Genomic DNA, 23,975 nt, shown 5'->3' on the forward strand with positions numbered 1-23,975 from the left:
CGCCGCGCTCCGACGATCAGGTCAGACGCGTCAGCTTGGCCGGGAAGCCCGGCTCCACAAGGTCCTCCTGGAGGGCGACCGGGACCTTGACGGCGCCGCTGTCCGTGCCGTCGCCCACGGTGAGCGAGCCCACCTCGGTACCGGCCTTCGCCCGGTGCGGGAGCTCCCCACCGGTGAACGTCAGCTTCACCTTCAGCCCCGGCCAGCCGACGGCCTCGACGTCCTCGGTGAGGGCGACGGGCGTACGGCCGCCCAGCCCGTCGTCCACGTATCCGACGACGGTTCCCTTCTTCAGTGCCGTCGTCGACTCCAGCGCGTCCTGCGCCGCCCGGATCAGCCGGTCGCCCGCGGAGAGCGCGCCGGCCAGGATCGTGTTGTCGGCGCCGCCCGCGTGCTGGCGCACCACGGCACCGACGATGGTCCGGGTCTCACCGTCGACGTCCTTCTTCGCGGCGAAGACGAGGTTGCCCAGCGCCGAGGTGGTGGTGCCGGTCTTGATGCCGACGACGTTGTTGTGCCCCACCAGCTGGTTCCAGTTGGAGTGGTTGACACCCTTGTAGTCGTCGTACGACATCATCGCGGCGATCTCACGGAAGGCGGGCTGCTTCATCGCGGCCCTGGCCAGCTTCACCTGGTCCACGGCCGTACTCACCGTGGTGTCGTTCAGACCCGAGGGGTCCGTGTACGTCGTGTTCGTCATGCCGAGGTCCTCCGCGGCCTTGTTCATCTTCTCGACGAACGCCTCCTCGGACCCCGCGTCCCAACGGGCGACCAGCCGCGCCACGTTGTTCGCGGACGCGATCAGCACGGCCTCCAGTGCCTCCCGCTGCGAGATCTCGTCACCGGCGGTCACCTTGACGGTCGACTCCTGCCCGGCGTCGGACTGGTCCTCCGCGGCATCGTCGATCTTGATCATCGGACCCTCGGCGCCGCTCTCGAGCGGGTGCTCGCGCAGGATCAGATACGTGGTCATGACCTTGGCGACACTGGCGATCGGCACGGGCTTCTGCTCACCGGAGGAGCCGAAGGTGCCGATGCCCTGGACGTCCAGCGCGGCCTGCCCGTCGGCCGGCCACGGGATGTCGACCTTGCCGCCGTAGAAGGTGAACGCGTCCTCGGCGGTCAGCTCGAGCGTGGGTTCGGGAAGCGCACGCATGTTCTGCACGACAGCGAAGGCGACCACCAGAAGCGCGACCAGCGGCGTCCAGATCTTGACCCGCCGCATGGTCGTGCGCAGCGGGGTGTCCGGCGGCGGCGGGGTGTTGGTCAGCTCGGCCAGCAGGTCCAGCGGCGGCTTGGGTGGCAACGGCTGCTGCCGCGTCAGCTCCGGCCCGACCTGCGAGACGGAACGGGTGCCGTCGGCCGGGGGCGCGGTGGGCCGTGCCTGAGCCGAAGGAGGCAGTCGCAGCGAGGTGGTGGCGGAGTCTCGCCTCGGGGGCTTACGGGACTCGGGGGCGTCCGGGTCCTTGAGCGGCACGAACGTGCCGGCGCGCTCGGGGACGGACGGAGAGGCGGACCCGGGGGCCGAGCCGGGTGCGGCGTCGGGGGCGTCCCCACCCTTTTTCCCGGAGCCGGGCCTGTCGACGCTCCCGGCCTTGCCGGCCGCCTTGCCGGTCCTGTCGTCCTTTTCCGCGTCCTTGGCCGCGTCGCCCAGCTTGAGCATGGTGGTGGGCTGGTCGACGGCGGGCGCGGAGGGGCGCGGGGCCTTGAAGACGGCGGTGGGCTGATCGGTGGGGGGCTTGGCGTCGCCGGCGCCCTCGCCCTCGCCGTCGTCGGTCCCGTCGGCCTGGTCCGCGCTCGGCTCGGGGGTGGCCTTCGGGTCCTCGGGCTCGGCGTCGGCCCCGGGCTGCGGCTCGGGGCTCACGTCCGTGTCGTCGCGGTCGCTCTCGGATGTGCTGTCGCCGTCGTCCTCGGCGGTGGGGGCGGCTTCGTCCTCGGGGGCTGTGTCGGCGTCAGCCTCCGACTCGGCCTCGGTCTTGGCCTCCGCGTCGGCGTCGCGCACGCTCTCGGGCTCGTCCCCCGCGTCGGCCCCGTCGGACTCCTCGGTTGCACCGGCATCGTCGGCCGGCCCGCCCTCGGGGGCTGTGTCGGCGTCAGCCTCCGGCTCGGCCTCGGCCTTGGCCTCCGAGTCGGCGTCGCGCACGCTCTCGGGCTCGTCCCCCGCGTCGGCCCCGTCGGCCCTCTCGGACTCCTCGGTCGCACCGGCATCGTCGGCCGGCCCACCCTCGGGAGCCCCGCTGGAGCCCTCGTCCCGGCCCGCGCTGCCGCCCCTGCCGCCCTCCGGGCCGCTCTGGGCACCCGTGCCGCCCTCGGTGGCGTCCTCGGCCTCCTGGGAGCCCTTGGTGTCCTCGCCGTCCTCGCCCTGATCCACCTCCTCGGCGGACCGTACCCACGCCGCGACGACCCCATGCAGCCGCTCGTCACCATCCGTGGCGGAATCGTCACGCCCGTCAGGCGTCCCGTCCGCGGATCCGGAGGCCGCGGATCCGGAGGCCGCGGCCTCGACGGAGTCCTCGGCCTCCTCGCCGTCGGTCCGCGCGTCACGCACCGACAGCACTCGGGTGGCCGTGTCCACGCCCCCGCGCTCGCCCGCGGAGGCCGTGGCCTTCGACGACGTGGACGAAGCCGAAGCCGAAGGCGTCGATGACGGCGACGGTGACGAAGTGCCCCGGGTCACCGCCAAGCGGGGGTCCCGCTTCCCGGCGGCGCCCCCCTCGCTCCTGGCTTCGGGAACCGGACCCGCGCTCCCCGGCGTCGGTTCTGCCGACGACTCGCGCTGCTTCGACCTGTCGGGGGACTCGCCCGCCACCGATGCCTCCATCCATGCGCCGCGCGTCGCGCGTACGCCAACCGAACCGTGAAACCGTTCCGCCACCCACGACAGCGCTCCGCGGCGCTGCCCGAACCATCTACCAGTGTCCTGTGCGTGGACTTCCCCTCCGTGGTAGACGAGAACGACATACCTATCGGTTCCCTTACAAACCAGTCACGTGCTCTCGACAGACCAATGTGAGAGGGGTCACCCTGTCATTCATCCACGCGGGGAGGCATGGATGGGCAGGAGCCGCAGAACACTTCCGGAAGAGCTTCTGCTGCTGGCGTTGGACCCGACCACGGGCACCACCGCACAGCCGCAGTCGCTCGACCTCGGTCTGGCCGGAGCGCAGCTAGTGGAGCTGGCGCTGGCCGGACGGATAGCCCCAGACGGGGATCGTATCGCCGTGGTGGTACCACGGCCGACTGGAGATCCGACATTGGACTGCGCGTTGGAGTTGCTGCGAAGGCGCGGCGCTCCGGTCCGGGCGGTCAACTGGATTGGCGGGCCGCGACTGGGGCTCCGCCAGACCTACCTCTCGCATCTGGAGCGGTGCGGCATGGTGCATGCCGTGGCCGGTCAGATGTGCGGGGTGTTGCCGACGACTCGCTACCAGGCGACGGACAACGAGATCAGCCGGGAGATCAGGGTCCGGCTGGACTCCGCGATCCGTACCGGCGTGCCACCGGACCCACGGACCGCGGCGCTCGCCGCACTGGCGCACGCCGTGGGCCTCGGCAAGCACCTGTACCCGGGGAACGAGGGTCGCTCCTCACGTTCCCGGTTGCGGGACCTGATCCGGCACGACCCGATGGGCGGCCTGGTGGCGCACGCCGTGATGGACGTGCAGAACGGTGTGGCGGCCCAGCCACGCCGCAACCCGGCCCCGGCAGGAGGCCGTCAGGCCGCCACCGCCGACGGCAGGGTCGGACCGGAACCCGCCCGTGGCGTTCCGGCCCAATCGCGCCACGGATCCATGGCGCGCGCCGTGGCCCATTAGGCCCACCGACCGGCCACGGCACCACCGACCCGGTCACGGGAGCGCCGTCCGAGCGGGGCGGAGAGAGTGCGCGCACTCTCTCCGCCCCGCTCGGCGTGCCGGAAAACCGCAACCGTAGCGGCTCCGCACCGGTCCGGGCCGCCATCACCCCCCGAACCGGGGTGAACTCGCTGGATATCCGCTGTTTCCCAGCGGCAGGAAGCGCCTTGGTGGCAGTCTGCTCAACACCAGATACGCAAAGTGGCAAGTACGAGTAAGTACGAGGCACGCAGCCGGAGGTGCACGTCCCGTGGCGTCCAATGTCAATCCCACCGTCAGGCGACGCCGGCTGGGCCAGGAGCTGCGCAGGCTCCGTGAGCTCAAGGGCATGACGGCGGAGGAAGTGGCGGAACGACTGCTGGTGTCGCAGTCGAAGATCAGCCGGCTGGAGAACGGCCGGCGCAGCATCAGCCAGCGTGACGTCCGCGACCTCTGCGGCGTCTACGAGGTCGAGGATCAGCGGATCGTCGAGTCGCTGATGCAGATGGCCAAGGACTCGCGCCAGCAGGGCTGGTGGCACGCCTTCGGCGACATCCCGTACAGCGTCTACATCGGCCTGGAGACGGACGCGGAGTCGCTCAGGGTCTACGAACCCCAGATCATCACCGGCCTGTTGCAGACCGGGGCGTACGCGGAGGCCATCATCCGGGGCGGTTCGCCGGAGGCGTCGGAGCAGGAGAACGACAAGCGCGTCGAGGTGCGTCTGCGCCGGCAGAGCCGCATCACCGCCGAGACGGACCCGCTGCGACTGTGGGTGGTCCTGGACGAGGCGTCGCTGCGCCGGGTCGTCGGGAGCCGGCAGGTCATGCGTGAACAGCTGGAGCACGTCATGGAGTTGTCGCAGCAGCCGCACATCACCGTGCAGGTGCTGCCGTTCGAGGTCGGCGCGCATTCGGGCATCAACGGCCAGTACTCCATCCTGGAGTTCGCGGACGCGGCCGATTCGAGCGTCGTGTACATCGAGGGCGTGACCAGCGACCTGTACCTGGAGAAGCCGCACGACGTGCAGAAGTACACCGTGATGTACGAGCACCTGCGGGCCCAGTCGCTGAACGTGGAGCAGTCCCGCCAACTGGTCGAGCGGGTCGCGAAGGAGTACGCGCGCTGACGTCCCGGCAGGCCGGCTACGGCTCTCCGGCAGGCAAAAGGGCGGCACCGTACACCGTTGACATGCCTCGCTGGATGTCTCTCCTGAAATATGCCACCCGGTCGAGTGAATGGCCGCTCCGGAAAAGGATGTTGGCGAGTAGCGTCGATCACGCCAACCGTCAGTGAGGGTTGGCGCAATCCGTTCTGCGGTTCCCCGCCGGAACACGCGGCCCGGTGACAGCGACTCAGCAACTGGCTACGGAGCGAACATGGCAATTCGTCTGGGCGCCACGGAAACGTGGACGACGTCCTCCTACACCAACAACAACGGCGCGTGCGTGATGGTCAGGTCGGCCACCGAGGAAGCACTGGAACTCGGGGACACCAAGATCCCCGAGGGCCCGAAGCTGGCCTTCCCCACGGACGCGTGGAGCGCTTTCGTGGCCTCGGTGAAGGCCTGAGAAGGCCGCAACCGCACGGGGACGGGCAACCAGGGACAGACGACAGAGGCAGACAGCGGGCCGTCGGCAGCCCCGCCACGACGGACTGCCTGCCGGTGGCACCCACCACAAGCCCGGCCCCCCCGGCACGACTGAAGAGCCCTCTCGACGAGATCGCCGTCCTTGCCGAGAGGGCTCGGCCTGTGCCCACGTTCCACAGCCCTGGCTTCGGCTTCGGCGGCTTCGCTATCGCACAGCTCTCACCGCACCGCCCTCACCGCACCGGGAACGCCACGTCGCACACCGGGTCCTCGGCCCCCGCGGCGCCCCAGTCCGCGAAGTACACCTCCCGGCAGGGCCCAACGGCGGTCAGCCCCTCGGCCGCCATCCACTGCTCCACCGCCTCGAACGCGGCCAGAATCTGCGGATGAGCCACCTGCGCCTTGGTGATCCGGGTGTAGGCCAGCCGCTGGGCCGGCTCCACCCGCACCGCCGTCCGCCGGGCCCGCCCCCGCGCCTCGGCCCAGGCCCGAGCCGCCGCCTCGTCGGCGACCGGCACGCACGCCTCGGCCGGACCGTCGCTTTCCATCGACACCTCGGAGTGATAGGCGACGAACGGCACCCCGGCCACGCCCCCGCACGCGGACGCGGCCTCCTCCAGTCGCCCCAGCGCCGACCCGATCCACGCCGGCAACTCGTCCGCCAGCGTGTGCCGCGTCTCGGTGATCAGCACCTGCCGCGGCACGTCCACCGTCTCGACCACGAACTTCCCGTACATCTCGGAACTCCTCCCGGAGAGTCGTCCACGGAGGTACTCGGCGAGCGTCCGCTGTCCGGCGATCCGCGCCTCGACGTCCGCCCAGTAGGCGGCGAGCCGGCCGGCCGCCACGGCACTGTCGTCCGCATCGAGGATCTCGGCGATCCGGGCAAGCGGCATGTCCAACTGCCGCAACAGCGACACCGTCCGGGCCCGCTCGACCTGGCCCGCCCGGTAGAACCGGTACCCGGTGACCTCGTCGACCCGCGCCGGAGCCAGCAGCCCCAGCCGGTCGTACAACCGCAACGCCTTGGCCGACAACCGCGCCCGCGCCGCGAACGCGCCGATCCCGAGCAGTTCCTCGTCCACCGCGCCATCCTCCGCCGCCGGGCAGCCCTTCCGCCCGACGGCACGAACGCTCACCCTTGCCCCAGGGGCAAGGTCAACGCCTCGAGGGATCCGAGGGCGCTCTGTTCGAGGCCGCTCCACTCCGGGAAATTCGGTCCGGCTCCGGCTAGCCGAGCGCGCCCTCGACCGCCGCCACGACCTCCGCCGCCTCCGGCTCGACCTGCGGCGAGAAACGGGCGACGACCTTGCCGTCCCGCCCGATCAGGAACTTCTCGAAGTTCCAGCGGATGTCCCCGCTGTGTCCCTCGGAGTCGGCGAAGCCGACCAGCCGCTCGTACAGCGCGTGCCGCCCCTCCCCGTTGACCTCGACCTTCTCGGTCATCGGGAAGGTCACGCCGTACGTCGCGGAGCAGAACTCGGCGATCTCCTCCGAGGTGCCCGGCTCCTGCCCCATGAACTGGTTGCAGGGCACGCCGAGCACCGTGAAGCCCTTCGCCGCGTACTGCTCGTGCAGGCGCTCCAGCCCGGCGTACTGCGGGGTCAGCCCACACTTGGAGGCCACGTTCACGACGAGCACGACCTGGCCCGCATACTGCGCGAGCCCGGCGGAGCCGCCGCTCAGAGCACCGATCTCGACATCGAGGGGGGAAGAACCGTTGGTCTCTACAATTGTCATAACCGGATGCTAACGCCGCGTCCCGACGCCCCGCTCCCCGGCCGGTTCCGACGAGCACCTCCCCGGCGGCCGTCCGCACAGACAGCCCGGAGCGCCCTGACCGGGCACGGCGAGGGCCGGGCACGGCGAGGACCGGGTACGGCGAGAGGGCGGGGGAGCCGACCCGTATCGGCTGCCCCGCCCTCTCGTCTGCCTACGCCTTGCGCGCCACTCCGCAGTAGGCGTCCACGGCCGCCCCGTCGTCCTCGCCCGGTGTCCCGGCCTCGGGCCGCCACTCCGGGACCTGTACGACTCCGGGCTCCACCAGCTCGAGGCCGTCGAAGAACCCGGCGATCTCCTCGACCTGCCGGACGTAGTACGGCACGGCGCCGCTCGAGTTGTACGCGTTCGACGCCGCGATCATGCCTTCGCTCGTCGCCGTACTGTCGCTGATCACGAGGTAACTGCCCGAGGGAAGCCCGGCCATGAGGCGGTTCACCAGGTCACGCGCCTGCTCGTAGTCGGCGACATGGCCGAGCGTGTTGAGGATCATCAGGGCGACCGGCTGGGACAGGTCCAGCGTCCCGGCGGCGGCCCGCAGGACGGACTCCGGGTCATAGAGGTCGGCGTCCAGATAGTCGGTCCGGCCCTCGGGAGTGCTGGTCAGCAGCGCGTTGGCGTGGGTCAGCACGATCGGGTCGTTGTCGACGTACACGATCCGCGCGTCCGGAGCGACGCGCTGCGCCACCTGATGCGTGTTGTCGGCGGTCGGCAGCCCCGTACCGACGTCCAAAAACTGCCGTACCCCTTCCTTCTCGGCCAGATGGGTGACGGCCCGCCCCAGGAACCGCCGACTGGTGTGCGCCACGTCGACCAACCCGGGGAATATGTCCTTGATCTGGTCCCCGACCTCCCGGTCCACCTCGTAGTTGTCCTTGCCCCCGACGAAGTAGTTCCAGAACCGCGCCGAGTGCGGCTTCGTCGTATCGATGCGGGCACGTGTCTCGAAGCCGGCGCTGTCCTGGGTAGTGTCCTCCGCCACGGCTGAGCCTCCTGTGATGAGCGCGACCAGTGGGGCCAACGTAGGTGAACGTGACGGTTTCTGTGCCCAGTTGGCGGCAAACCCAGTGGTCGAAGTACCTGTTCCAGCCACTTCGCAGCACGCCCCGGCTCCCTCTGCCCCCTTTGCGGGTACGCCGGCTGAGGGCCATCCCCGCAGGCGTCGAACGGGCCCTGCGCACCCGGCCGGCGGACGCGGCAGCTGAACGGGCGTGGGCGTGTCAGCCGCAATCGATCCCGGGTATGCCGTGCTGCGTGACGGGACCGGCGCTGGTGCCGTCGACACGCAGGATGCCGCCGTCGCGCTCCCCGTTCAGCTCGTACGTGCCGAAGCGGAAGAGGCGATACCGTCGTCGACCGTCCACGAGCCGATCGTGACCTCGGCGCTCCGAACGTCTTCCGGTCCGTACTCGCGGCCGGACCGACGCGCGACGACGGCTTGGCCACGCCCCGGCTGCGTCGGTGGCCGTACAGACCGTTCCTGATCAGTGAGCAGGAGTGAGTCCTGGGCCCGTTCCTGCTCACTGCGGACATCCCGAACGGTGTCGGGTGTCCTGGTCGCCCGCGTACTCGCCGCGTCCGGCGGCACGGATCGTGTCCGTGGTCCGGGAACGCGGGGGCGGGGTTCCTCACGCCCGGGGGCACGCCGGTCGGCCTGGACGGTCCGATGCCCGTGCACATCGCTCCGGTGTGCACGGGGCGGTGTCGTCTCCCCCGGTGCCTCAAGGGCCTGGGAGGTACCCCCAGCCGGATCGGGTGCCCCTGGGCGCGTCGCCCGATCGCGATGCTCGCCGCATCGATGGGGGCACCCCCTGCTTGAGCGCAGTCGAGAGCTCGGGGGAGGGTGGTCTCGCGCTCGTTCGATGCCATCGGTTTTTGCCAGTGCCGGGCGCTCCGCTTGCTGGTGCAGGCCGGGTCCACGGCGATGATCGCGATACCGGTGGCGTCGGTCATGGAGGCCGGCCGGCCGCGCGACCTGCACGGCTTCGAGTGCCGGGGTCAACTGGGCGACATCGTTGCGGTGGCCGCCGGCCGGGGCGGCCGCGTTTCCGGCGCGTCATGCCCCAGCCGGAGCCGAGCGGCTGCGGCGGATGGGCACTGGTGCAGAAGCTTTCACTCGCGCGGGCTGAAATCTGTCGTGACTGCTGTAGACATGCATGCGCGAGGGAGTTAATGTGTCTGCTGTAACCAGGAAGTCAGTGAGGCGGGGCAGACACGAACTGCCCGCGTGGAACACAGGTTGTGGCACGGCGGTGGAGTGGTGGGGCCGGAGTAGGCTTTGGGTCCCCTCGCTGATCGCCGGGCCCGGTGGCCTCTGAGGGCTGCCGCAGTACGCAGGATCCGCAGGACCAAGAGATTTGTCAGAAGGAAGAGAAAAGGAGGCGGACGCCATCAGGATCGCCCGGGCGAGAACGGCCCGCCCGGGTACCGCAGGTCCCGGAACGGAAGGTGGTCCCACGGTCACGCATCCGCGATCCCCGCACTCTCCGCCCCCCGTCGGGGGCCGGTGCGGAAACAGAAGGCCGGCCTCGCAGTAAGCCGGTCGATGGTGTTACAAATCCCTCGGGGCCTTGGTGCCGTACGGCACCAAGGCCCCTCGACGCATTCCCCATCAGAGGTGCAGATGACCGCAGACACACCGCTCGACCGAATCGACGACGACGACTACCCCGCTTACACCATGGGACGAGCAGCGGAGATGCTCGGTACCACGCCCGCCTTCCTGCGGGCCCTCGGTGAAGCGCGGTTGATCACGCCCCTGCGCTCCGAGGGCGGCCACCGCCGCTACTCCCGCTATCAGTTGCGTATCGCCGCTCGCGCCCGGGAGATGGTTGACCAGGGCACCTCCATTGAGGCGGCTTGCCGCATCATCATCCTGGAGGACCAGCTCGAAGAGGCCCAGCGCATCAACGACGAACTGCGACGCGGTGACGTCGGGTCCAGCCACAAGGCGGACGCCTGACCCGCACCTCACAGGGGCGGCAGCCCCACCAGGCCCGTGGCCGGCGGCGGATCGGGCCGTGCGTCGCAGTCCGGCCCGGGACGGCAGCCCGAGGAGACGAGTGGCCGGCGCCGCCGTGCCGGCGTTCGGACCGGCAGCCGATTCCCACCGCCCGGTCCGCACACGAGGTGCTGGTCGCGCAGGCCGCGGCTCACAAGGTGTCCCGAGGGGAGCGCCCGGAGCCGTGGTCGCCCTCGCGCCGGGCTGATGCGGCCGTGGACGCGCGACCGCTCCGGGTGTGTCACCCGGAGCGGGGCGCAGATCGACGGCGACGCCGTAAGTGACCACGCCCACCTGCTCGACCGGCTGACGAGGACGGAGGAACAAGCCGGCTCGGGCCCTCACCGCTGTCCCGGTACGGGGGCTCGTACCTTTCCCGTCGGTCAGATGGACAGGGGGGCACCAAGCATCGCGGAAGCCCGCTGGAGCGGGTCGACGATCTTCGCGGCCGCCGCCTCCGCGGCATGGGGAACGGTGCGGCAGGTGAAGCCGAGCTGGGCCATGGCCCGGAGGACTTCGCCGCCGCTGAAATCACGGCGGTCCTGGCGGGTGATGACCTGGCCGACCTGCTTGACGGGGTAGTGGCGGCGCCCGATGATCACGGAGTCGCCGGTGACCGGTTCCGGCTTGACGCCCTTCATCGCTTCCAGCACGCCACCCTTGGTGAGCTCGAACGGAAAGCGGGCGATGACACAACGCACGATGCCTCACAAGGAGAAGAAGGAGAGGGGCCGACCGTGGCGAGGCGGTTCAGCGGGAGAGGGCGAGGACGCCCGGGGTGGTGCCGCGTCCGTCGGCCAGGGGCAGGGCCCCGAGCCGCCGGTGGCGCACCGCGTGCCCGGCCTCGGCCACCGTGGTCGGCGGTGAGGCGGAGGGCCCGCCGTCGTCGGCGATGTCGCGCAGGCGGACCCGGTCGGTGTATCCGGAACCGTCCCGCACGGCGGTGAGCCGGGCCTGGGTGACCAGGTCGGTGTACTGGCCGTCCTCGTCGCAGACGACGAGGTGACCCGTACGGGCGGCGGCCATGACGGACAGCGCCACCTCGACGGTCATGTCGTCCCAGACCTGGGGCCCGGCCGCGTCCACGGCATCGGAAACCGTCCCGTGCACGGCCACGGCGCGGGTGCTCGTGGAGCGGGAATGCATCTGGACCAGCGTCAAGAGGTGCCTCCTGCGGAGATGGGTCAGCTTCCTGATCAGGACGGTTCCAGGCTTCGGATGTCGGGTTCTAGGCTGCCGCGTCGGAGACGGACCGCCGTGCGGGCACGCGCCGGGTCGCCGAAGCCGAGCGGCGCCGGCCGCGTGAGGTGGCTCCGCGCTTGGGACGTTCGACCACCGGCGCGGTGATGACGACCGGGATGCCGGAGGGGGCCTGGGCGCCGGTGATGCGGTGCAGGGCCTCCGCGCCCGCGCGGACCTGGGTGGTGTGCGGGACGATGCCGGCCGTTGCCATGAGGCGGGTCATGGCGCGGCGCTGGTTCGGAGTGACCAGGGTGACGACGCTGCCGGACTCGCCGGCGCGGGCCGTGCGGCCGCCGCGGTGGAGGTAGTCCTTGTGGTCGGTCGGAGGGTCGACGTTGACGACGAGGTCGAGGCTGTCGACGTGGATGCCGCGCGCCGCGACGTTGGTCGCCACCAGCACGCTGACGTGCCCGTCCTTGAACTGCGTCAGCGTACGGGTGCGCTGCGGCTGCGACTTGCCCCCGTGCAGGGCGGCGGCCCGCACCCCGCTGTTCAGGAGGTGCTCGGTGAGGCGGTCGACGGCGTGCTTGGTGTCCAGGAACATGATCACGCGGCCGTCGCGTGCGGCGATCTCGGTGATGGTCGCGTGTTTGTCGGCGCCGTGGACGTGGAGCAGGTGGTGCTCCATCGTCGTGACCGCGCCGGCCGACGGATCGACGGAGTGCACGACGGGGTCGCTCAGGTAGCGGCGCACGAGCAGATCGACGTTGCGGTCGAGAGTGGCGGAGAACAGCATGCGCTGCCCCTGGGGGCGGACCTGGTCGAGCAGGGCGGTGACCTGCGGCATGAAGCCCATGTCGGCCATCTGGTCGGCCTCGTCGAGGACGGTGATGGCGACCTGGTCCAGCCGGCAGTCGCCGCGTTCGATGAGGTCCTTGAGCCGGCCGGGCGTCGCGACGACGACCTCGACGCCGCGGCGCAGCGCGCCGGCCTGCCTGCCGATCGGCATCCCTCCCACGACCGTGGCCAGGCGCAGCTTCACCGAGCGGGCGTACGGCATGAGCGCGTCGGTGACCTGCTGCGCCAGCTCACGCGTCGGTACGAGGATCAGCCCCAGCGGCTGCCCGGGCTCCGCGCGCTGCCCAGCCGTACGGGCCAGCAGGGCCAGCCCGAAGGCGAGGGTCTTTCCGGAACCGGTGCGTCCCCGGCCGAGGACGTCACGGCCGGCGAGCGAGTTCGGCAGCGTCGCGGCCTGGATCGGGAACGGGGTGGTCACGCCCTCGGCACTCAGGGCGGTCAACAGCTGCTCGGGCATGTCGAGATCGGCGAAGCTCGCCGCGGCGGGCAGTGCCGGGGTGATCGTCTTCGGGAGGGCGAACTCCCCCTGGAACGAGGCGGGGCGGCGGCTGGGACCGTTGGAACGAACCGGTCCGCCGGAGCGGCTCGGGGACGATGAGCCGAACCGGTTGCCGTTCTTCCCGGGAGCGGCGCTGCCGTTCCGAGTGCGGGCGAAGCGGTCGTTCGTGCGTGTGCGGTTCATGCGGGACCTTCCTTGACGCGGCACATGTCAAGGAATTCCCGCAGCAGTGAGCGACATGGGGAATTGCAAGAATGAGCCGAATGGGACACGGAAATGAATCGTGCGCCACGATGTGATCGAGAGGGAATGCTCTTGCATTCCCGAAAGGGAATCCGTGTGCGTAATTCCGCGGATTCCTCGCAGTCATCCCGCAGGCGAAACCACTGCGGGACGTGCATACAGCTGGGGCCCGCACCCCGAAGGATGCGGGCCCCAGCTGTACGTGTGCGTCGGCGTCAGGCGGGAACGATGTTCTCGGCCGTCGGGCCCTTCTGGCCCTGCGCGATGTCGAAGCTCACCTTCTGGCCTTCGAGCAGCTCGCGGAAGCCCTGGGCGGCGATGTTCGAGTAGTGGGCGAACACGTCAGCGCCGCCACCGTCCTGCTCGATGAAGCCGAAGCCCTTTTCTGCGTTGAACCACTTCACGGTGCCAGTAGCCATGTCTTGCTCTCCTTCGGGGCAGTGAGTCGGCATCCGCACTGTACGGATGCCGTGTCGCCGCGATGATCACCCCGCCGGAAAAGACCGGTGCCAAAAGGCACTTCCAGTGGCGAAGAAGCCGACTGAGAAGAACTTGGAATTTCGGGAACCACAACTGCAACTGAGATCGACAGTAGCACGTTGCGGCGGTCCGTGTGCGTCGGATAATTCCGCTCCGATCGTTACTGCAAGGAAACTGCCCGCACGGTTCCGTAAAACTCTCACTCCGCGGGTACAGATATAATGTTGTCCAGGCCCTGCTGGTCCGTAAATCCCCGACTCCGGCCACGAGGACGAAAACCGGAGTGACCGGCGCGATCGTCGGGCCGCGCACGATGAGACACCTCGACGACCTGCTCGCCGGCCTCGACGTGGCACTCGCCGACGAGATCCTCGACCGGGCCGACGGGATCGTCCCGCCCGGCACCGACGTCGGCACGCTCGACCAGGCGTACGCGCCACCGGCTCCCCAGCGGACGAGCCTTTGCCGCCGGCCCGCCGGCGAACGCTCCACCGCCTGACAGTTCCCGCCCCCGACGGCAGGGCTGCCGACGCGACGGCCGCCCGCCCTGTGCCGCAGACGCGAGAAGCTCCGCTTCTCGTGTCACGGTCCGGGCCGTGCCCATGCCGTTCTCCCATGACGGGAGTTCGGCCCGGCCGGGTTCTCGGCGGTGCGGGATGACCGGGCAGGTGCCCCGGTAGCCGCCGTCCGCGATCACCGTGGTCCTGCCGACGGCGTCCTTCGCGCCGGACGGCTCCCACGCCTCGCAGTCGTTGCGGTCGCCGGGCAGCGGCCGGCCGACAGTGACGACGAGCCGGGTGTCGGCGTCGATGACGACCTGGTGAGTGGTCGAGTACCGGTGGTTCTTCGACTGCTCGGCGACGCTGTGGTCGCGGGTGGGACCAGGGCGCCGTCGACGATCGGCACGGTGTCCTTGCGGAACCGCCTGCGCCGCTGCAGGGCGAGCGCGGGCCCGGGGTGGTCGATGATGCGGTCGGCCGCGGGCTTGGAGCCCCGAACAGCGGGGCAAGCTGCCGCATGGGCAGGTTGGTCGGCCGGTACGCGGCGACCGGCAGGACCCGGCCCTCAGGAGGCGGGCTCCACGGCCGGCCCTTGCGACAGGGGCGGCGCCCTTTTGGTGCAGTACCGCGGTCAGCTTGCCGAACTGACGCGGAATCAACCCGGTGAACGGGCTGGCCAGGACGGCTCCGACGCCGCGATCACAGCAGACGTATCAAGATCACCTCACCCCGTGAACAGCGGTCACGGGGCAGTGCTCAGGGTCTGCCGGGAATCGACCTGTGGGTTTTGAGGCTTCGCCTCGCAGGTCGGCGCGCCGCTCGCCCACATGTGGTTCTCCAGCAGGCTCTTGGGGCCAAACCTCATTCGTTCATGGTCCCTGTCCCTGCCGCGCCCCTGTCCCTGCCGCGCCCCTGTCCCTGCCGGGCAGCCGGCGGAGGAGCCGGGCAACAAGTCCGATCGGTGGATTTATGTATCCATATGGTCGTTAAGAGTGGAAATGCAACGAGGTGACCCGTAGCGTCAAGTCCATGAGGAAATACCAGGCCACATGCCTTAGTTGCGCCATCGCGCCCCTCGTCGTCGGCATGGGCGCCCTCGCTCCGGTCGCCTCCGCCCACAGCGCACCCGAGCAGGTGGTCCGTCCGAACCAGTCCATCCAGAAGGCCGTTGACGCGGCCAAACCCGGAGCCACCATCGTCCTGACGCGGGGCACCTACCGCGGAAGCGTCACGATCACCAAGCAGCTGACCCTTCGGGGCGCGGGCAAGCAGACCGTGATCGTGCCCGGAAAGAACGAGAAGGCGCGGAGTGCGTGCGCCCAGGCGGGGAACGGCATCTGCGTCACCGGCACGGACAAAAACCCCGTCACCGGGGTGCGGATCCGGTCACTGACCGTCGAAGGGTTCAAGAAGAGCGGCGTCTTGGCCACACGCACCGACCAGATGGAGGTCCACCGGGTGACCGCCCGGGACAACGGCCAGTGGGGCATCGCGCAGGATCGTTCCACCCGCGCCTCGTTCCGCCACAACACCGCAAGCGGCAACGGCGACGCCGGGCTGTACACCGCCAACGTGTTCGAGGCTGACGCGGAGAGCAAGACCCTCGACACCCGCGGCACGGTGATCAGCGACAACCGCCTGACGGGCAACCGGATCGGCGCGAGCACCCGTCGGCTCAGGAACCTCACCGTCGAGCGCAATGTCATCACCGGGAACTGCGCGGGTGTCTTCGTCGTGCTGCCGCGCACGGTGGGCGACCTGACCGTCCGCCGCAACGCGGTCTACGAGAACAACAAGTACTGCCCCGCCACCGCGCGCCTGCCCCACCTCCAGGGGGTCGGCATCGTCCTCGTCGGCACGCAGAAAGTGCTGGTGACGCAGAACGCGGTCCGCGGCAACGTGGGTGACTCACCGTACTCCGGCGGGATCATCGTGTTCGGCAGCATGGACGGCATCCACAACGAGGGGAACGTCATCCGCGAAAACCTGGTGCTGGGCAACCGCCCGGCGGACCTGGTCACCCGCGACGACAAGGGGAAGGACAACAAGTTCATCAACAACGTCTGCCGGACCTCCGAACCGGCCGGTGCATGCTGACCGGTGGGGCCGCGGCGGCCCGGGGCAGCCGTCTCGGGGAGACACAAGCGCGATGACGACAGGGGAAGACACCCTTCCCCCGGCATGCGGCTACGGGCGGTGTCGCACCGCGGGATCCGCACGTCCACGGCTGCGGCACACGGGCAACCACGGTCTCCACGGCCGGGGCCGGCACGTGGCAGCCGATGACGCGGACGGGCCGCAGCAGCTCGCGTGCCGCGGTGCTCCACCAGCACATGACCAGTGACCGTGACCGGGCCGGCGCCGACCGCCTCGGTGCCATGATCCGGGGCGGTGGGGGAGCGGCGTCTGGCTCCTCCGAAGAGAGCGCCGAACGGACGTAGTGGCACGCGTGTGGCACGACGCCCGGAACGGCGCCCGGAACGACGAAGGGCCGACCCGGGAGGGAACCCCTCCTGAGCCGGCCCTTCTCTCTGCGCCCCGGCGGGATGCGAACCTGCGCCCCCGTCTTATGCGTTGAACCCGTTCTGAACCGGGGCTGCTCGCCAGACGGCCGGCAGCGGGTCTTCGTGAGGGACGCGAAGACCCGGCGGCATCACCCTCGAGGTCTCGTGCCGAGGGGCCTCGATCCACCTTTTCTTGTCGGGCAGGGGGCCGGTCCCTTCAGGGACGGGGTGAATGCCCGGTCCCGCGGAGCGGGGCAGAGGTGGGCGCATCGCCTTCGGGGCGATGCGGCGTCCCGGAGAAGGTGGCGGCGGGTTTGACTACAGGGATAGGTGTGGCATGCGCGGCTGTGGGCTCGGTCGCTCGTTCGGGTGAGCAGGGCCGGATACGAAGAGGCGAGCGAGGGGCGGGACTACGTTGGACGGCATGTCACGTTTCCGGATGTACCCGACTACCGCGCAGGAGCAGCGGATACTGCTGCACTGCGCGCACGCCCGGTACGTGTGGAATCTGGCCGTCGAGCAGCACGCGCACTGGAAACCGGGGCGCAGGTCCGCTCCCGGGTTCGCCGAGCAGTGCCGCCAGCTCACCGAGGCGCGCCGGGACAACGCGTGGCTTGCCTCAGGGAACGCGGACGTGCAGCAGCAGGCCCTGCAGGACTTCGCCAAGGCCAAGAACGTCCGGTTCGCCTCCGGGTTCGGCGAGCCGGCCTGGCGCAGGAAGCATGTGCACGAGGGCTTCCGCGTGATCGGCACCGACCGGGTCCCGGAGTCGCATCCGGACGGTTCGCCGAAGCTGAACGCCAGGGGCAGGCAGGTCATGGGCCGCTCGGTGGTGGTGCGGAGGCTGAACCGACGCTGGGCGCGGGTGAAGGTGCCCGGCTGCGGCTGGGTGCGCTTCCGCCTCACCCGCACCGAGCTGCCGGTGGCGAAGACCTTCCGGGTCACCTTCCGCAACGGCCGGTGGCACATCGCCTTCGCGGTCATCCCCGACCCCATCGACGCGCCCGGCATGGGGGAGGTCATCGGCATCGACCGGGGGGTGACGATCACCGCCGCCCTGTCCGACGGGCAAAAGCTGAACTGCCCACAGCTCACCACCCGGGAGCGGGCCCGGGTCCGCAAGCACCAGCGCCGGGCGGCCCGCGCCCCCAGGGGCAGCGAGGCCGAGGCCGCCGAGCACGCGAAGGCGGCCGGGCTCAAGGCCCGCGAGGCGGACCGGCGCAAGGACTGGTGCGAGAAGACCTCCACCATGCTCGCCAGGTCGTATGGTCTGATCCGGTTCGAGAAGCTGAACGTCACGACCATGACCCGTTCGGCGAAGGGAACCGTCGAGCTGCCGGGCAGGAACGTCCGCCAGAAGGCCGGGCTGAACCGGGCGGTCCTCGCCCAGGGCTGGGGCCTGCTGCGCCGACGGACCGGGGAGAAGGCGCCGGGCCGGGTGGAGGACGTGCCCGCCCCGTACACGTCGCTGCGGTGCAGTGCCTGCGGCTGGATCGAGAAGGACTCGCGCAAGAGCCAAGCCGAGTTCGTCTGCGTGTCCTGCGGGTTCAGCTGCAACGCGGATGAGAACGCAGCGGTCAACGTCGCGGCAGGACAGGGCGGGGTCCCCCGCCCCCGGCGCGCAGCCGGTGCCGGAGGGGTGACAGCGGCCACCGGCCGCTCGAGCGCCCGTGAACCTCGACCCACCCGGGTTGGAATCCCCCTCTTTTAAGAGGGGGAGGATGTCAAATCGATGCCGTACTCCTGGACCAGTTCCTCCAGGCCGCCTCGGTACCCATTGGAGCGACGGCTCATGCTCTACAGGCCCTCCCCCACCGGCGACTCGGCGTGCGTGCACGTGTCCTGACCCCGTGACCAGCAGTGAGGGGACGACCTTGGTCGGTAACCGGCCGCGCGCCCATGTCCTTGTCTCAGATGACCTCTGCTCCGTTCCCACCCGCGCATAGTCGGAGAGGAAGCGGCGGACGCCGGCGGGACGTGGTCCTCCTGTCCGGGCGGGAGCCGTCGCTCAGTGACGAACCGTCTTGAGCACGCCGGCCTCCGGGCGTGCTGAGGCGGTCCCCACGTGTTCACGGCGCTTCCCGTCCCCGTCCCCGTGCCCGGGCCTGCTGAATCACTGCCGGTGGATGCCGTCCGACGGAGGCATGGGGTGCTCGGGAAAGCGAGCGAGCGGCCGGGGCGGGGTACGGCGTGCACCAGGGCCGGGGGTGAGGCCGACGGTCTGCGGGCTGGTCCGGGTGCGGCGGGCGCGTGGGAAGCGCCCCAGCTCCTCGCCGCTGTGCTGCTCGGGCGCCATGCCGCCGGTGTGCCTCCGCCGGCACGGTGACACGCCCGCCGAGGGCGCCCTGTCACACCCCCGCCGGCCGCTCCCCCGCACACCTCGGCCTGCCCGTCGTCGGCATCGGCGGCAGGGTGGATGACGTAGCGATGCGCACCCGCACATGCGAGAAAGGACCCCACCATGCAGACCGTCACCCTGAACAACGGAGTCGAGATGCCCATCCTCGGCTTCGGCGTCTACCAGATCCCGCCCGAGCAGACCGAGCAGGCCGTCGCCGACGCCCTCGCCGCCGGGTACCGGTCCCTGGACACCGCGGCGGCCTACGGCAACGAGGAAGCCGTCGGCCGCGCGATCAGGAGCAGCGGCATCCCGCGCGAGGACCTGTTCGTCACCACCAAGCTGTGGATCTCCGACGCCGGCGAGGACAAGGCGAAGCCTGCCTTCGACACCTCGCTGCGCAAGCTCGGCCTGGACTACCTCGACCTGTACCTGATCCACCAGCCCTACGGCGACGTCTACGGCTCCTGGCGGGCCCTGGAGCGCCTGCACGGGGAAGGCCTCGTCCGGGCCATCGGGGTCTCCAACTTCTACCCGGACCGGCTCGTGGACCTCATCGACCACAACGAGGTCACCCCCGCGGTGAACCAGATCGAGACCCACCCGTTCTTCCAGCGCACGGCGGACCAGGACCTCATGCGCGAGCGCGGGGTGCAGATCGAGTCGTGGGGGCCCTTCGCCGAGGGCCGCAACAACCTCTTCACCGACCCGGTGCTCAGCAAGATCGCCGCCGCGCACGGCAAGTCCGTGGCACAGGTCGTACTGCGCTGGCTCGTCCAGCGAGGCGTCGTCGTCATCCCGAAGTCGGTGCGCGCTGAGCGCATGGCGGAGAACAGCGACATCTTCGGCTTCCAGCTCACCGACGACCAGATGGCGGCCGTCGCCACCCTGGACACCGGAGCGTCGCTGTTCTTCGACCACCGCGACCCGGCCATGGTCAGCCGGCTCGGCAACGTCACCCTCGGCTCCTGAACCACCCGGAGGGAAAACGAGGACGGCCTGGAACGACTCGGACCTCGGCAAGGCTGGCGCGGCGGAGGAACTGAACCCGCGGTCCGAACGCGCCGACGGCACGCTCCGCGACCCGGTCACCATGCGGGCGGTCCGCGCCGGCGGCCACCTTTACGTCCGCTCGGTCAAGGGCACCGACGTCACGCAGTACGTGAAGCTCTGGGAACCGTGGCTCGGCTTCCGCCGACAGGGAAGGCGCGTGCTGGATCCGCCGGGTGCACGCGGGCACACGTCGACGCCATCAGCTGGGGAAGCTCGGGCGATCCCAGGGCAGGAACCTTGTTGACCTGCGTGGGAACGGCGCCGGTGCCCGATGGCTACGGACTGTGTTCCCCGGTGTTCCCCGTGGTTCCCCGGTGTTCCCGGTGGTTTCCCGCACGATCCGGCACGGGCCTGGCACGGCTTGCGGCTGTACGGCGCGTGTCACAGACGACGGAGGCCCATCTCGGTCATGCCGCCGCCTGTGAGGTTGGGGGCCAGCAGGGGCACCCAGAAGACGGCGAGCGCGAGCGCGAGCGAGGTGAGGCCGACGACCCGGGCGACAAGACGGCCCCGCGGCAAGCGTTTCTCTGCGGTGATGATGGCGGCCAGGCCCACCATGGCCCAAAGATTCATCACACCGAACGCCGTGAGCAGCAGCATCAAGGACCAGCAGCATCCCAGGCAGAACGCGCCGTGATGCGCTCCGGCACGTAGGTGGCGCGAGGGGCCGCGGTACGACGCGTAGCGCAGCAACAGGCCGATCGGCGAGCGGCATTTGGTGAGACAGAAATCCTTGAGGGCGGTGAGCTGGTAGACACCGTTGACGGCGAAAACGGCGGCGGCCGCCACCGTCCCCGCCGTGGGATGCGTGGTGGCGACGTGCGTAGCGCCGACGGCCAGGGCGTATGCCGGCAGCCCGGCGGCGGCCCAGACCAGCACGTAGCCGACGGTGAACGCGATCATGCGCGGCGCCCGGTGAACGGGGACCGTCCGCGCGTACAACGAGGCGACAGGTGCCGTGGCCGGCAGCATCATCGCGGTCATCATGATCGTCCATGTGCCTGTGAAGGCGGGCAGCTGCCCGGCCATGGTCCGGGACCCCATGTCCCCCCAGCGCAGTGCCACCCACGCCCAAGCTGCGGCCGCCGTGAGCAGCACCAGCCCGGAGTAGCTCGCGCTGTGCCGGACTGTGATCGTTGTCCTGGTCACGCCGACCATGAGAAGGGCGCCGAGTGGGCGTTGCGGCCGGTGAAGTCCCATGAACGGCCGTGTACGGCATTGCCGATGGCCCGCGTCGATCGGGCGATCGTCAACGTGCTGTTCGCCGGGTGGAACATGCCGGTCAGTCCCATCACGGGACCGTCCTCGCCGAACTGTGGAGCCACCTGGTCCTCGATCTCGACGTCGATGGCGTCCGCCACCCGCACCGTGTGACGGCGACCGTCGTCGTGGAAGTCGATGGCAACGCGTTCGACGCCGAGGACCTCGCCGATGAGGGGGGCGAGCGCCGCCATCGGTCCGCCCACCTGCCCGGAGAAGACCCTGCCCAGCGCGTCCGCCTGGCTGTCGTCGGCCGAAACGTCGACGTACAGCACGACCTGCCAGCCGCCGTCGGCCATCACGCGGGGCGCGTCGGCGAAGACCACGACGCTGTGGTCCGACACGTCCACGCCGTCGACCTCACCCCGTGCGACGTGGAACGCGAGAGTCACCTGGCAGCGCTCGTGGTCGGCGGGTGCGGTCAGACCCGAGGTGGTGCACGGGCACACGGTGTCGCAGTTGCAGCTCTCAAGATAGGTACCGTTCACATTCCAAGCCATCCTCGTACTCCTGCCTGGTTCACACGCCTGTCGGTGATGCGAAGTGGCGCCCAGCCGGCAGAGCGAAAGGCCTGATGCGAGCGCCGACCTTGTGCGGGCTTCGACCTCATGAGGAAAAACGGGGCCGTGGGCGCGTGCCGCGCGCCGCTTGGCCCAAGAGCGACGCCAGGAAAACTCCTTGGCCCGAACGGCCACCCGAGTACTTCCCAGACTAATCCCGCACCCGCACCCGCACCCGCATCTGCACACCCACACCACGCCCGTCACGCCCGCCTGCACGGCCTCCGGCGGCGACAGGCGCAGGTATACGAGATCGTTGCCCTTGTGGTGAGGGAAGCGGACGAAGCTGCACGCCCCCCTCGCGCGGCACGGCGGCGAGGAACCGGAGCCCGGGCAGCTTCGACGCGTATTCGGCAGAAGCCAGTGACTGCTCCGGGGCGGCGGGAGCGCCGGTGGAGGCGCTGTGGCTGCGGCACCACTGATGCGGACACCCCGGGCCGAATCTAGACTGGCGAAGGCAGGAAAGCCCCGATCAGGGAGATGTGCGCCATGGCCAAACGAGCCAACAAACGACGCGGCCGTAAGAAGAAGAAGGCCAACCACGGCAAGCGTCCCAACACCTGAGCCGACCGAGCGCGCCGCCGAGGGCAACCACGCTGGAAGCGCCCCGGCGGGATCAGTCTGCGCCCACGGCTCAGGAGGGCTCTTCCGGCTCCAGGCGTAGGCGTAGGCGCAGGTCACAGCCCTCTGATGGGTGAAATGAAGGTGTCCCGCCCACAGTTGGCCCGCGCCGGCGTGACTGCGCGACATCCCCTCACCGATCTTTTTGCTGACGCCGGGGCGCCGGTGCGGTGGGAGCACAAGGGACTTCGTGGTCCGCGAGTGACACGGACGCGACCGGCAGGAGGGCCGGTTCGGTGAACAAGCCCCTCGGACACCCGAGTCAGCTGTCGCGGCCGCCATGAACCAGCCTCGGGCCGGAAATCCGGTGCTGCCCCCGGTCCGGGAGCAGACGACCCAGCGCCAACCGTGCCACGCGCGGCCAGTCGGCCGCCGCTCCGCTGCCTCGCAGCGTGTGAGGGCGGCGGCGTGGCACGCGGACCCGGAGTGCACCGGGCGCGCTGCGGCACACGACGGGTGACGGCAGGACGACGTGTTCTCCGTCGATGCCGACCGGGAGGGTGGCCGTGCCGGCTTCGACGACGACTTCTTCGGCGTTCAGCCGGACGAGCCCTCCGGAGCGCGGACCGCGCACGATTCGCGCCGCCTCAGCGGTGCTGCCGACCCGCACGCACACCAGGCCGAGGAGCCCTGAGTCCAGCCGCTCCCTGCGCCCCGGGCGGGCCGCGTCGACGGCACGTCCGTAGGGGTTGTTGCTGACGAGCAGTGCCTGGAGCCCGTCGATGTGCGTGGGGCCGGCCCGTGTCCGCAGCCTGAGCGCGTCCTCGCCGGTGAGGAGGCCGGGGAGGGTGCGCAGGGCCGTGCGGGCCTTGGCGTCCCGGTACGCGGGGTCGGTGACGACGGACGCGTACGTTCCGAACGAGGCGTTGTTGACGAAGACCCGGTCCGCGGCGTACCCGAGGTCGATGCGGAGTTCGACGCCGTCGGTCAGGGCTTGCAGGGCCGCAGCCGGATCGTCGCGGTCGAGACCGAGATCGAGGGCGAAGTGGTTGCGGGTGCCTGCGGGGATCACCACGAACGGCAGGTCGTGGCGCGCCGCGACCTCGGCCACCAGTGCCTGGGTGCCGTCGCCTCCCGCCACCGCCAGCAGGTCGGCTCCCTCGGCGACGGCCTGCCGGGCCAGCTCGGCGACGTCCTGGCCCGCGTCGAGCAGGACCACCCGGCAGCCCGCCGCCCGGGCCTTCTCCGCCAGCTGGAATCGGCCTACCTTGCCGCCGCCGGAGTGCGGGTTCATAAGGATCCAGGGGGCGTGGGGTTCCTTGACGACAGCCTGTGCGGAGAGGGTGTGACCGTGTGCCGGGACCGTACGTGCCGCCGTGACGGCCAGTGCCCCCAGGGCCAGGGACAACAGGGCCGGTCCCAGCATGCCGAACGAGGCGTACAGGGCAAGCACGGTGACCGGCGCGGCCACTGACAGGACTGTCCCGAGGACACGGAGCACACCCGTGTGTGCCAGGACCCACCACACGCCGACGGCGGCGAGCGCGAGCCCTGCGATGCCGACCAGTACCCACAGCACGCTCCGCAGACCGGCGGTGACGAGCGGCACCAGGATGCTTCCCAGAAGGGCGAGCAGGGCGAGGCGGGCCCGTCCGGCACCGCCTTCGCGTGCGGTCGCGGACCCTGCCTCATCCGATCCCCTCGTGCCACCTCTGTGCCGTTCCACCTGTCGG

Annotated in this window: 23 protein-coding genes and 3 pseudogenes; 11 read left to right on the forward strand and 15 right to left on the reverse strand. The window is 70.3% G+C overall.

Translation table 11 applies throughout. From position 1 onward, the window contains the following. Positions 1-16: 16 nt before the first annotated feature. Positions 17-2,575, reverse strand: coding sequence for a D-alanyl-D-alanine carboxypeptidase (locus tag ACFP2V_RS06795; RefSeq protein ID WP_381206927.1), 2,559 nt, complete (start codon positions 2,573-2,575; stop codon positions 17-19). Positions 2,576-2,600: 25 nt separating this feature from the next. Between ACFP2V_RS06795 and ACFP2V_RS06800 the strand changes: the two genes are divergently transcribed. From ACFP2V_RS06800 to ACFP2V_RS06815, 4 genes are all read left to right on the forward strand, one after another. Further along, positions 2,601-2,861 carry a hypothetical protein gene (locus tag ACFP2V_RS06800; RefSeq protein WP_381206930.1) on the forward strand — a complete coding sequence of 87 codons (261 nt, stop codon included), beginning with the start codon at positions 2,601-2,603 and terminating at the stop codon, positions 2,859-2,861. Between the two features lie 192 nt (positions 2,862-3,053). After that, on the forward strand, positions 3,054-3,815 hold the full coding sequence (locus ACFP2V_RS06805) for a GOLPH3/VPS74 family protein (protein ID WP_381206933.1): 762 nt from the start codon (positions 3,054-3,056) through the stop codon (positions 3,813-3,815). A 289-nt stretch (positions 3,816-4,104) separates the two neighbouring features. Beyond that, positions 4,105-4,962, forward strand: coding sequence for a helix-turn-helix domain-containing protein (locus ACFP2V_RS06810; RefSeq protein ID WP_381206935.1), 858 nt, complete (start codon positions 4,105-4,107; stop codon positions 4,960-4,962). A 250-nt stretch (positions 4,963-5,212) separates the two neighbouring features. Then, on the forward strand, positions 5,213-5,404 hold the full coding sequence (locus tag ACFP2V_RS06815; protein WP_381206938.1) for a DUF397 domain-containing protein: 192 nt from the start codon (positions 5,213-5,215) through the stop codon (positions 5,402-5,404). A gap of 253 nt (positions 5,405-5,657) precedes the next feature. On the opposite strand, the gene ACFP2V_RS06820 is transcribed toward ACFP2V_RS06815, so the two are convergent. The 5 genes and pseudogenes from ACFP2V_RS06820 to ACFP2V_RS06840 form a co-directional block, all read right to left on the reverse strand. Next, entirely contained in the window at positions 5,658-6,509 is an 852-nt protein-coding gene (locus ACFP2V_RS06820) for a MerR family transcriptional regulator (RefSeq protein WP_381206941.1), read from the reverse strand. A 145-nt stretch (positions 6,510-6,654) separates the two neighbouring features. Beyond that, positions 6,655-7,164 carry a glutathione peroxidase gene (locus ACFP2V_RS06825; protein WP_381206944.1) on the reverse strand — a complete coding sequence of 170 codons (510 nt, stop codon included), beginning with the start codon at positions 7,162-7,164 and terminating at the stop codon, positions 6,655-6,657. A gap of 193 nt (positions 7,165-7,357) precedes the next feature. After that, positions 7,358-8,185: an SAM-dependent methyltransferase gene (locus tag ACFP2V_RS06830; RefSeq protein ID WP_381206947.1), complete on the reverse strand. Its 828-nt coding sequence runs from the start codon at positions 8,183-8,185 to the stop codon at positions 7,358-7,360. Between the two features lie 238 nt (positions 8,186-8,423). Further along, the gene (locus ACFP2V_RS06835) at positions 8,424-8,567 is read right to left on the reverse strand and encodes a hypothetical protein (RefSeq protein WP_381206949.1); all 144 of its coding nucleotides are present in this window, start codon (positions 8,565-8,567) and stop codon (positions 8,424-8,426) included. A 119-nt stretch (positions 8,568-8,686) separates the two neighbouring features. Beyond that, positions 8,687-9,180: pseudogene (locus tag ACFP2V_RS06840) on the reverse strand (hypothetical protein); the annotation flags it as partial. A gap of 646 nt (positions 9,181-9,826) precedes the next feature. Here ACFP2V_RS06840 and ACFP2V_RS06845 point away from each other — a divergent pair. Then, positions 9,827-10,165: a MerR family transcriptional regulator gene (locus tag ACFP2V_RS06845; protein ID WP_381206952.1), complete on the forward strand. Its 339-nt coding sequence runs from the start codon at positions 9,827-9,829 to the stop codon at positions 10,163-10,165. A 422-nt stretch (positions 10,166-10,587) separates the two neighbouring features. Here the strand turns inward: ACFP2V_RS06845 and ACFP2V_RS06850 are convergent, their stop codons facing one another. From ACFP2V_RS06850 to ACFP2V_RS06865, 4 genes are all read right to left on the reverse strand, one after another. Further along, positions 10,588-10,905 (reverse strand): SCO5918 family protein, encoded by a 318-nt coding sequence (locus ACFP2V_RS06850; RefSeq protein WP_381206954.1) that lies wholly within the window; start codon positions 10,903-10,905, stop codon positions 10,588-10,590. A gap of 49 nt (positions 10,906-10,954) precedes the next feature. Then, positions 10,955-11,365: a CBS domain-containing protein gene (locus ACFP2V_RS06855; RefSeq protein WP_381206957.1), complete on the reverse strand. Its 411-nt coding sequence runs from the start codon at positions 11,363-11,365 to the stop codon at positions 10,955-10,957. 67 nt (positions 11,366-11,432) lie between these two features. Beyond that, positions 11,433-12,926: a DEAD/DEAH box helicase gene (locus ACFP2V_RS06860; protein ID WP_381206959.1), complete on the reverse strand. Its 1,494-nt coding sequence runs from the start codon at positions 12,924-12,926 to the stop codon at positions 11,433-11,435. Positions 12,927-13,201: 275 nt separating this feature from the next. After that, the gene (locus tag ACFP2V_RS06865; protein WP_004986771.1) at positions 13,202-13,405 is read right to left on the reverse strand and encodes a cold-shock protein; all 204 of its coding nucleotides are present in this window, start codon (positions 13,403-13,405) and stop codon (positions 13,202-13,204) included. 344 nt (positions 13,406-13,749) lie between these two features. Between ACFP2V_RS06865 and ACFP2V_RS06870 the strand changes: the two genes are divergently transcribed. Beyond that, positions 13,750-13,965 (forward strand): hypothetical protein, encoded by a 216-nt coding sequence (locus ACFP2V_RS06870; RefSeq protein WP_381207583.1) that lies wholly within the window; start codon positions 13,750-13,752, stop codon positions 13,963-13,965. A 111-nt stretch (positions 13,966-14,076) separates the two neighbouring features. Here ACFP2V_RS06870 and ACFP2V_RS06875 read toward each other — a convergent pair. Beyond that, positions 14,077-14,669, reverse strand: a pseudogene (locus ACFP2V_RS06875) (transposase); the annotation flags it as partial. 326 nt (positions 14,670-14,995) lie between these two features. On the opposite strand from ACFP2V_RS06875, the gene ACFP2V_RS06880 reads away from it, so the two are divergent. After that, positions 14,996-16,063, forward strand: coding sequence for a right-handed parallel beta-helix repeat-containing protein (locus tag ACFP2V_RS06880; protein ID WP_381206963.1), 1,068 nt, complete (start codon positions 14,996-14,998; stop codon positions 16,061-16,063). Between the two features lie 831 nt (positions 16,064-16,894). Beyond that, positions 16,895-18,181, forward strand: a complete 1,287-nt coding sequence (locus ACFP2V_RS06885) for an RNA-guided endonuclease InsQ/TnpB family protein (RefSeq protein ID WP_381206966.1) — start codon at positions 16,895-16,897, stop codon at positions 18,179-18,181. 402 nt (positions 18,182-18,583) lie between these two features. Here ACFP2V_RS06885 and ACFP2V_RS06890 read toward each other — a convergent pair whose 3' ends face one another. Further along, positions 18,584-18,766, reverse strand: a complete 183-nt coding sequence (locus ACFP2V_RS06890) for a hypothetical protein (RefSeq protein ID WP_381206968.1) — start codon at positions 18,764-18,766, stop codon at positions 18,584-18,586. A gap of 165 nt (positions 18,767-18,931) precedes the next feature. On the opposite strand from ACFP2V_RS06890, the gene ACFP2V_RS06895 reads away from it, so the two are divergent. Both ACFP2V_RS06895 and ACFP2V_RS06900 read left to right on the forward strand, forming a co-directional pair. Continuing rightward, positions 18,932-19,780, forward strand: coding sequence for an aldo/keto reductase (locus tag ACFP2V_RS06895; protein ID WP_381206971.1), 849 nt, complete (start codon positions 18,932-18,934; stop codon positions 19,778-19,780). 55 nt (positions 19,781-19,835) lie between these two features. After that, positions 19,836-20,105 (forward strand): annotated as a pseudogene (locus ACFP2V_RS06900) (DUF2255 family protein); the annotation flags it as partial. Positions 20,106-20,242: 137 nt separating this feature from the next. Here the strand turns inward: ACFP2V_RS06900 and ACFP2V_RS06905 are convergent. Together ACFP2V_RS06905 and ACFP2V_RS06910 are read right to left on the reverse strand one after the other, a co-directional pair. Next, complete coding sequence (locus ACFP2V_RS06905) at positions 20,243-21,010, reverse strand: DUF2182 domain-containing protein (protein ID WP_381206974.1); 768 nt, start codon at positions 21,008-21,010, stop codon at positions 20,243-20,245. Beyond that, entirely contained in the window at positions 21,007-21,621 is a 615-nt protein-coding gene (locus tag ACFP2V_RS06910; protein WP_381206977.1) for a DUF1326 domain-containing protein, read from the reverse strand. Before ACFP2V_RS06910 ends, ACFP2V_RS06905 begins: the two co-directional genes overlap by 4 nt. A 549-nt stretch (positions 21,622-22,170) precedes the next feature. On the opposite strand from ACFP2V_RS06910, the gene ACFP2V_RS06915 reads away from it, so the two are divergent. After that, a complete protein-coding gene (locus ACFP2V_RS06915; protein WP_381207549.1) occupies positions 22,171-22,245 on the forward strand; it encodes a 50S ribosomal protein bL37 in 75 nt (24 codons plus the stop codon). Between the two features lie 319 nt (positions 22,246-22,564). Here ACFP2V_RS06915 and ACFP2V_RS06920 read toward each other — a convergent pair whose 3' ends face one another. Beyond that, positions 22,565-23,968 carry a diacylglycerol/lipid kinase family protein gene (locus ACFP2V_RS06920; protein ID WP_381206981.1) on the reverse strand — a complete coding sequence of 468 codons (1,404 nt, stop codon included), beginning with the start codon at positions 23,966-23,968 and terminating at the stop codon, positions 22,565-22,567. Positions 23,969-23,975: the final 7 nt, after the last annotated feature.

Origin of the sequence: Streptomyces incanus (assembly GCF_042656345.1) — a bacterium.
Taxonomy (GTDB): domain Bacteria; phylum Actinomycetota; class Actinomycetes; order Streptomycetales; family Streptomycetaceae; genus Streptomyces; species Streptomyces incanus.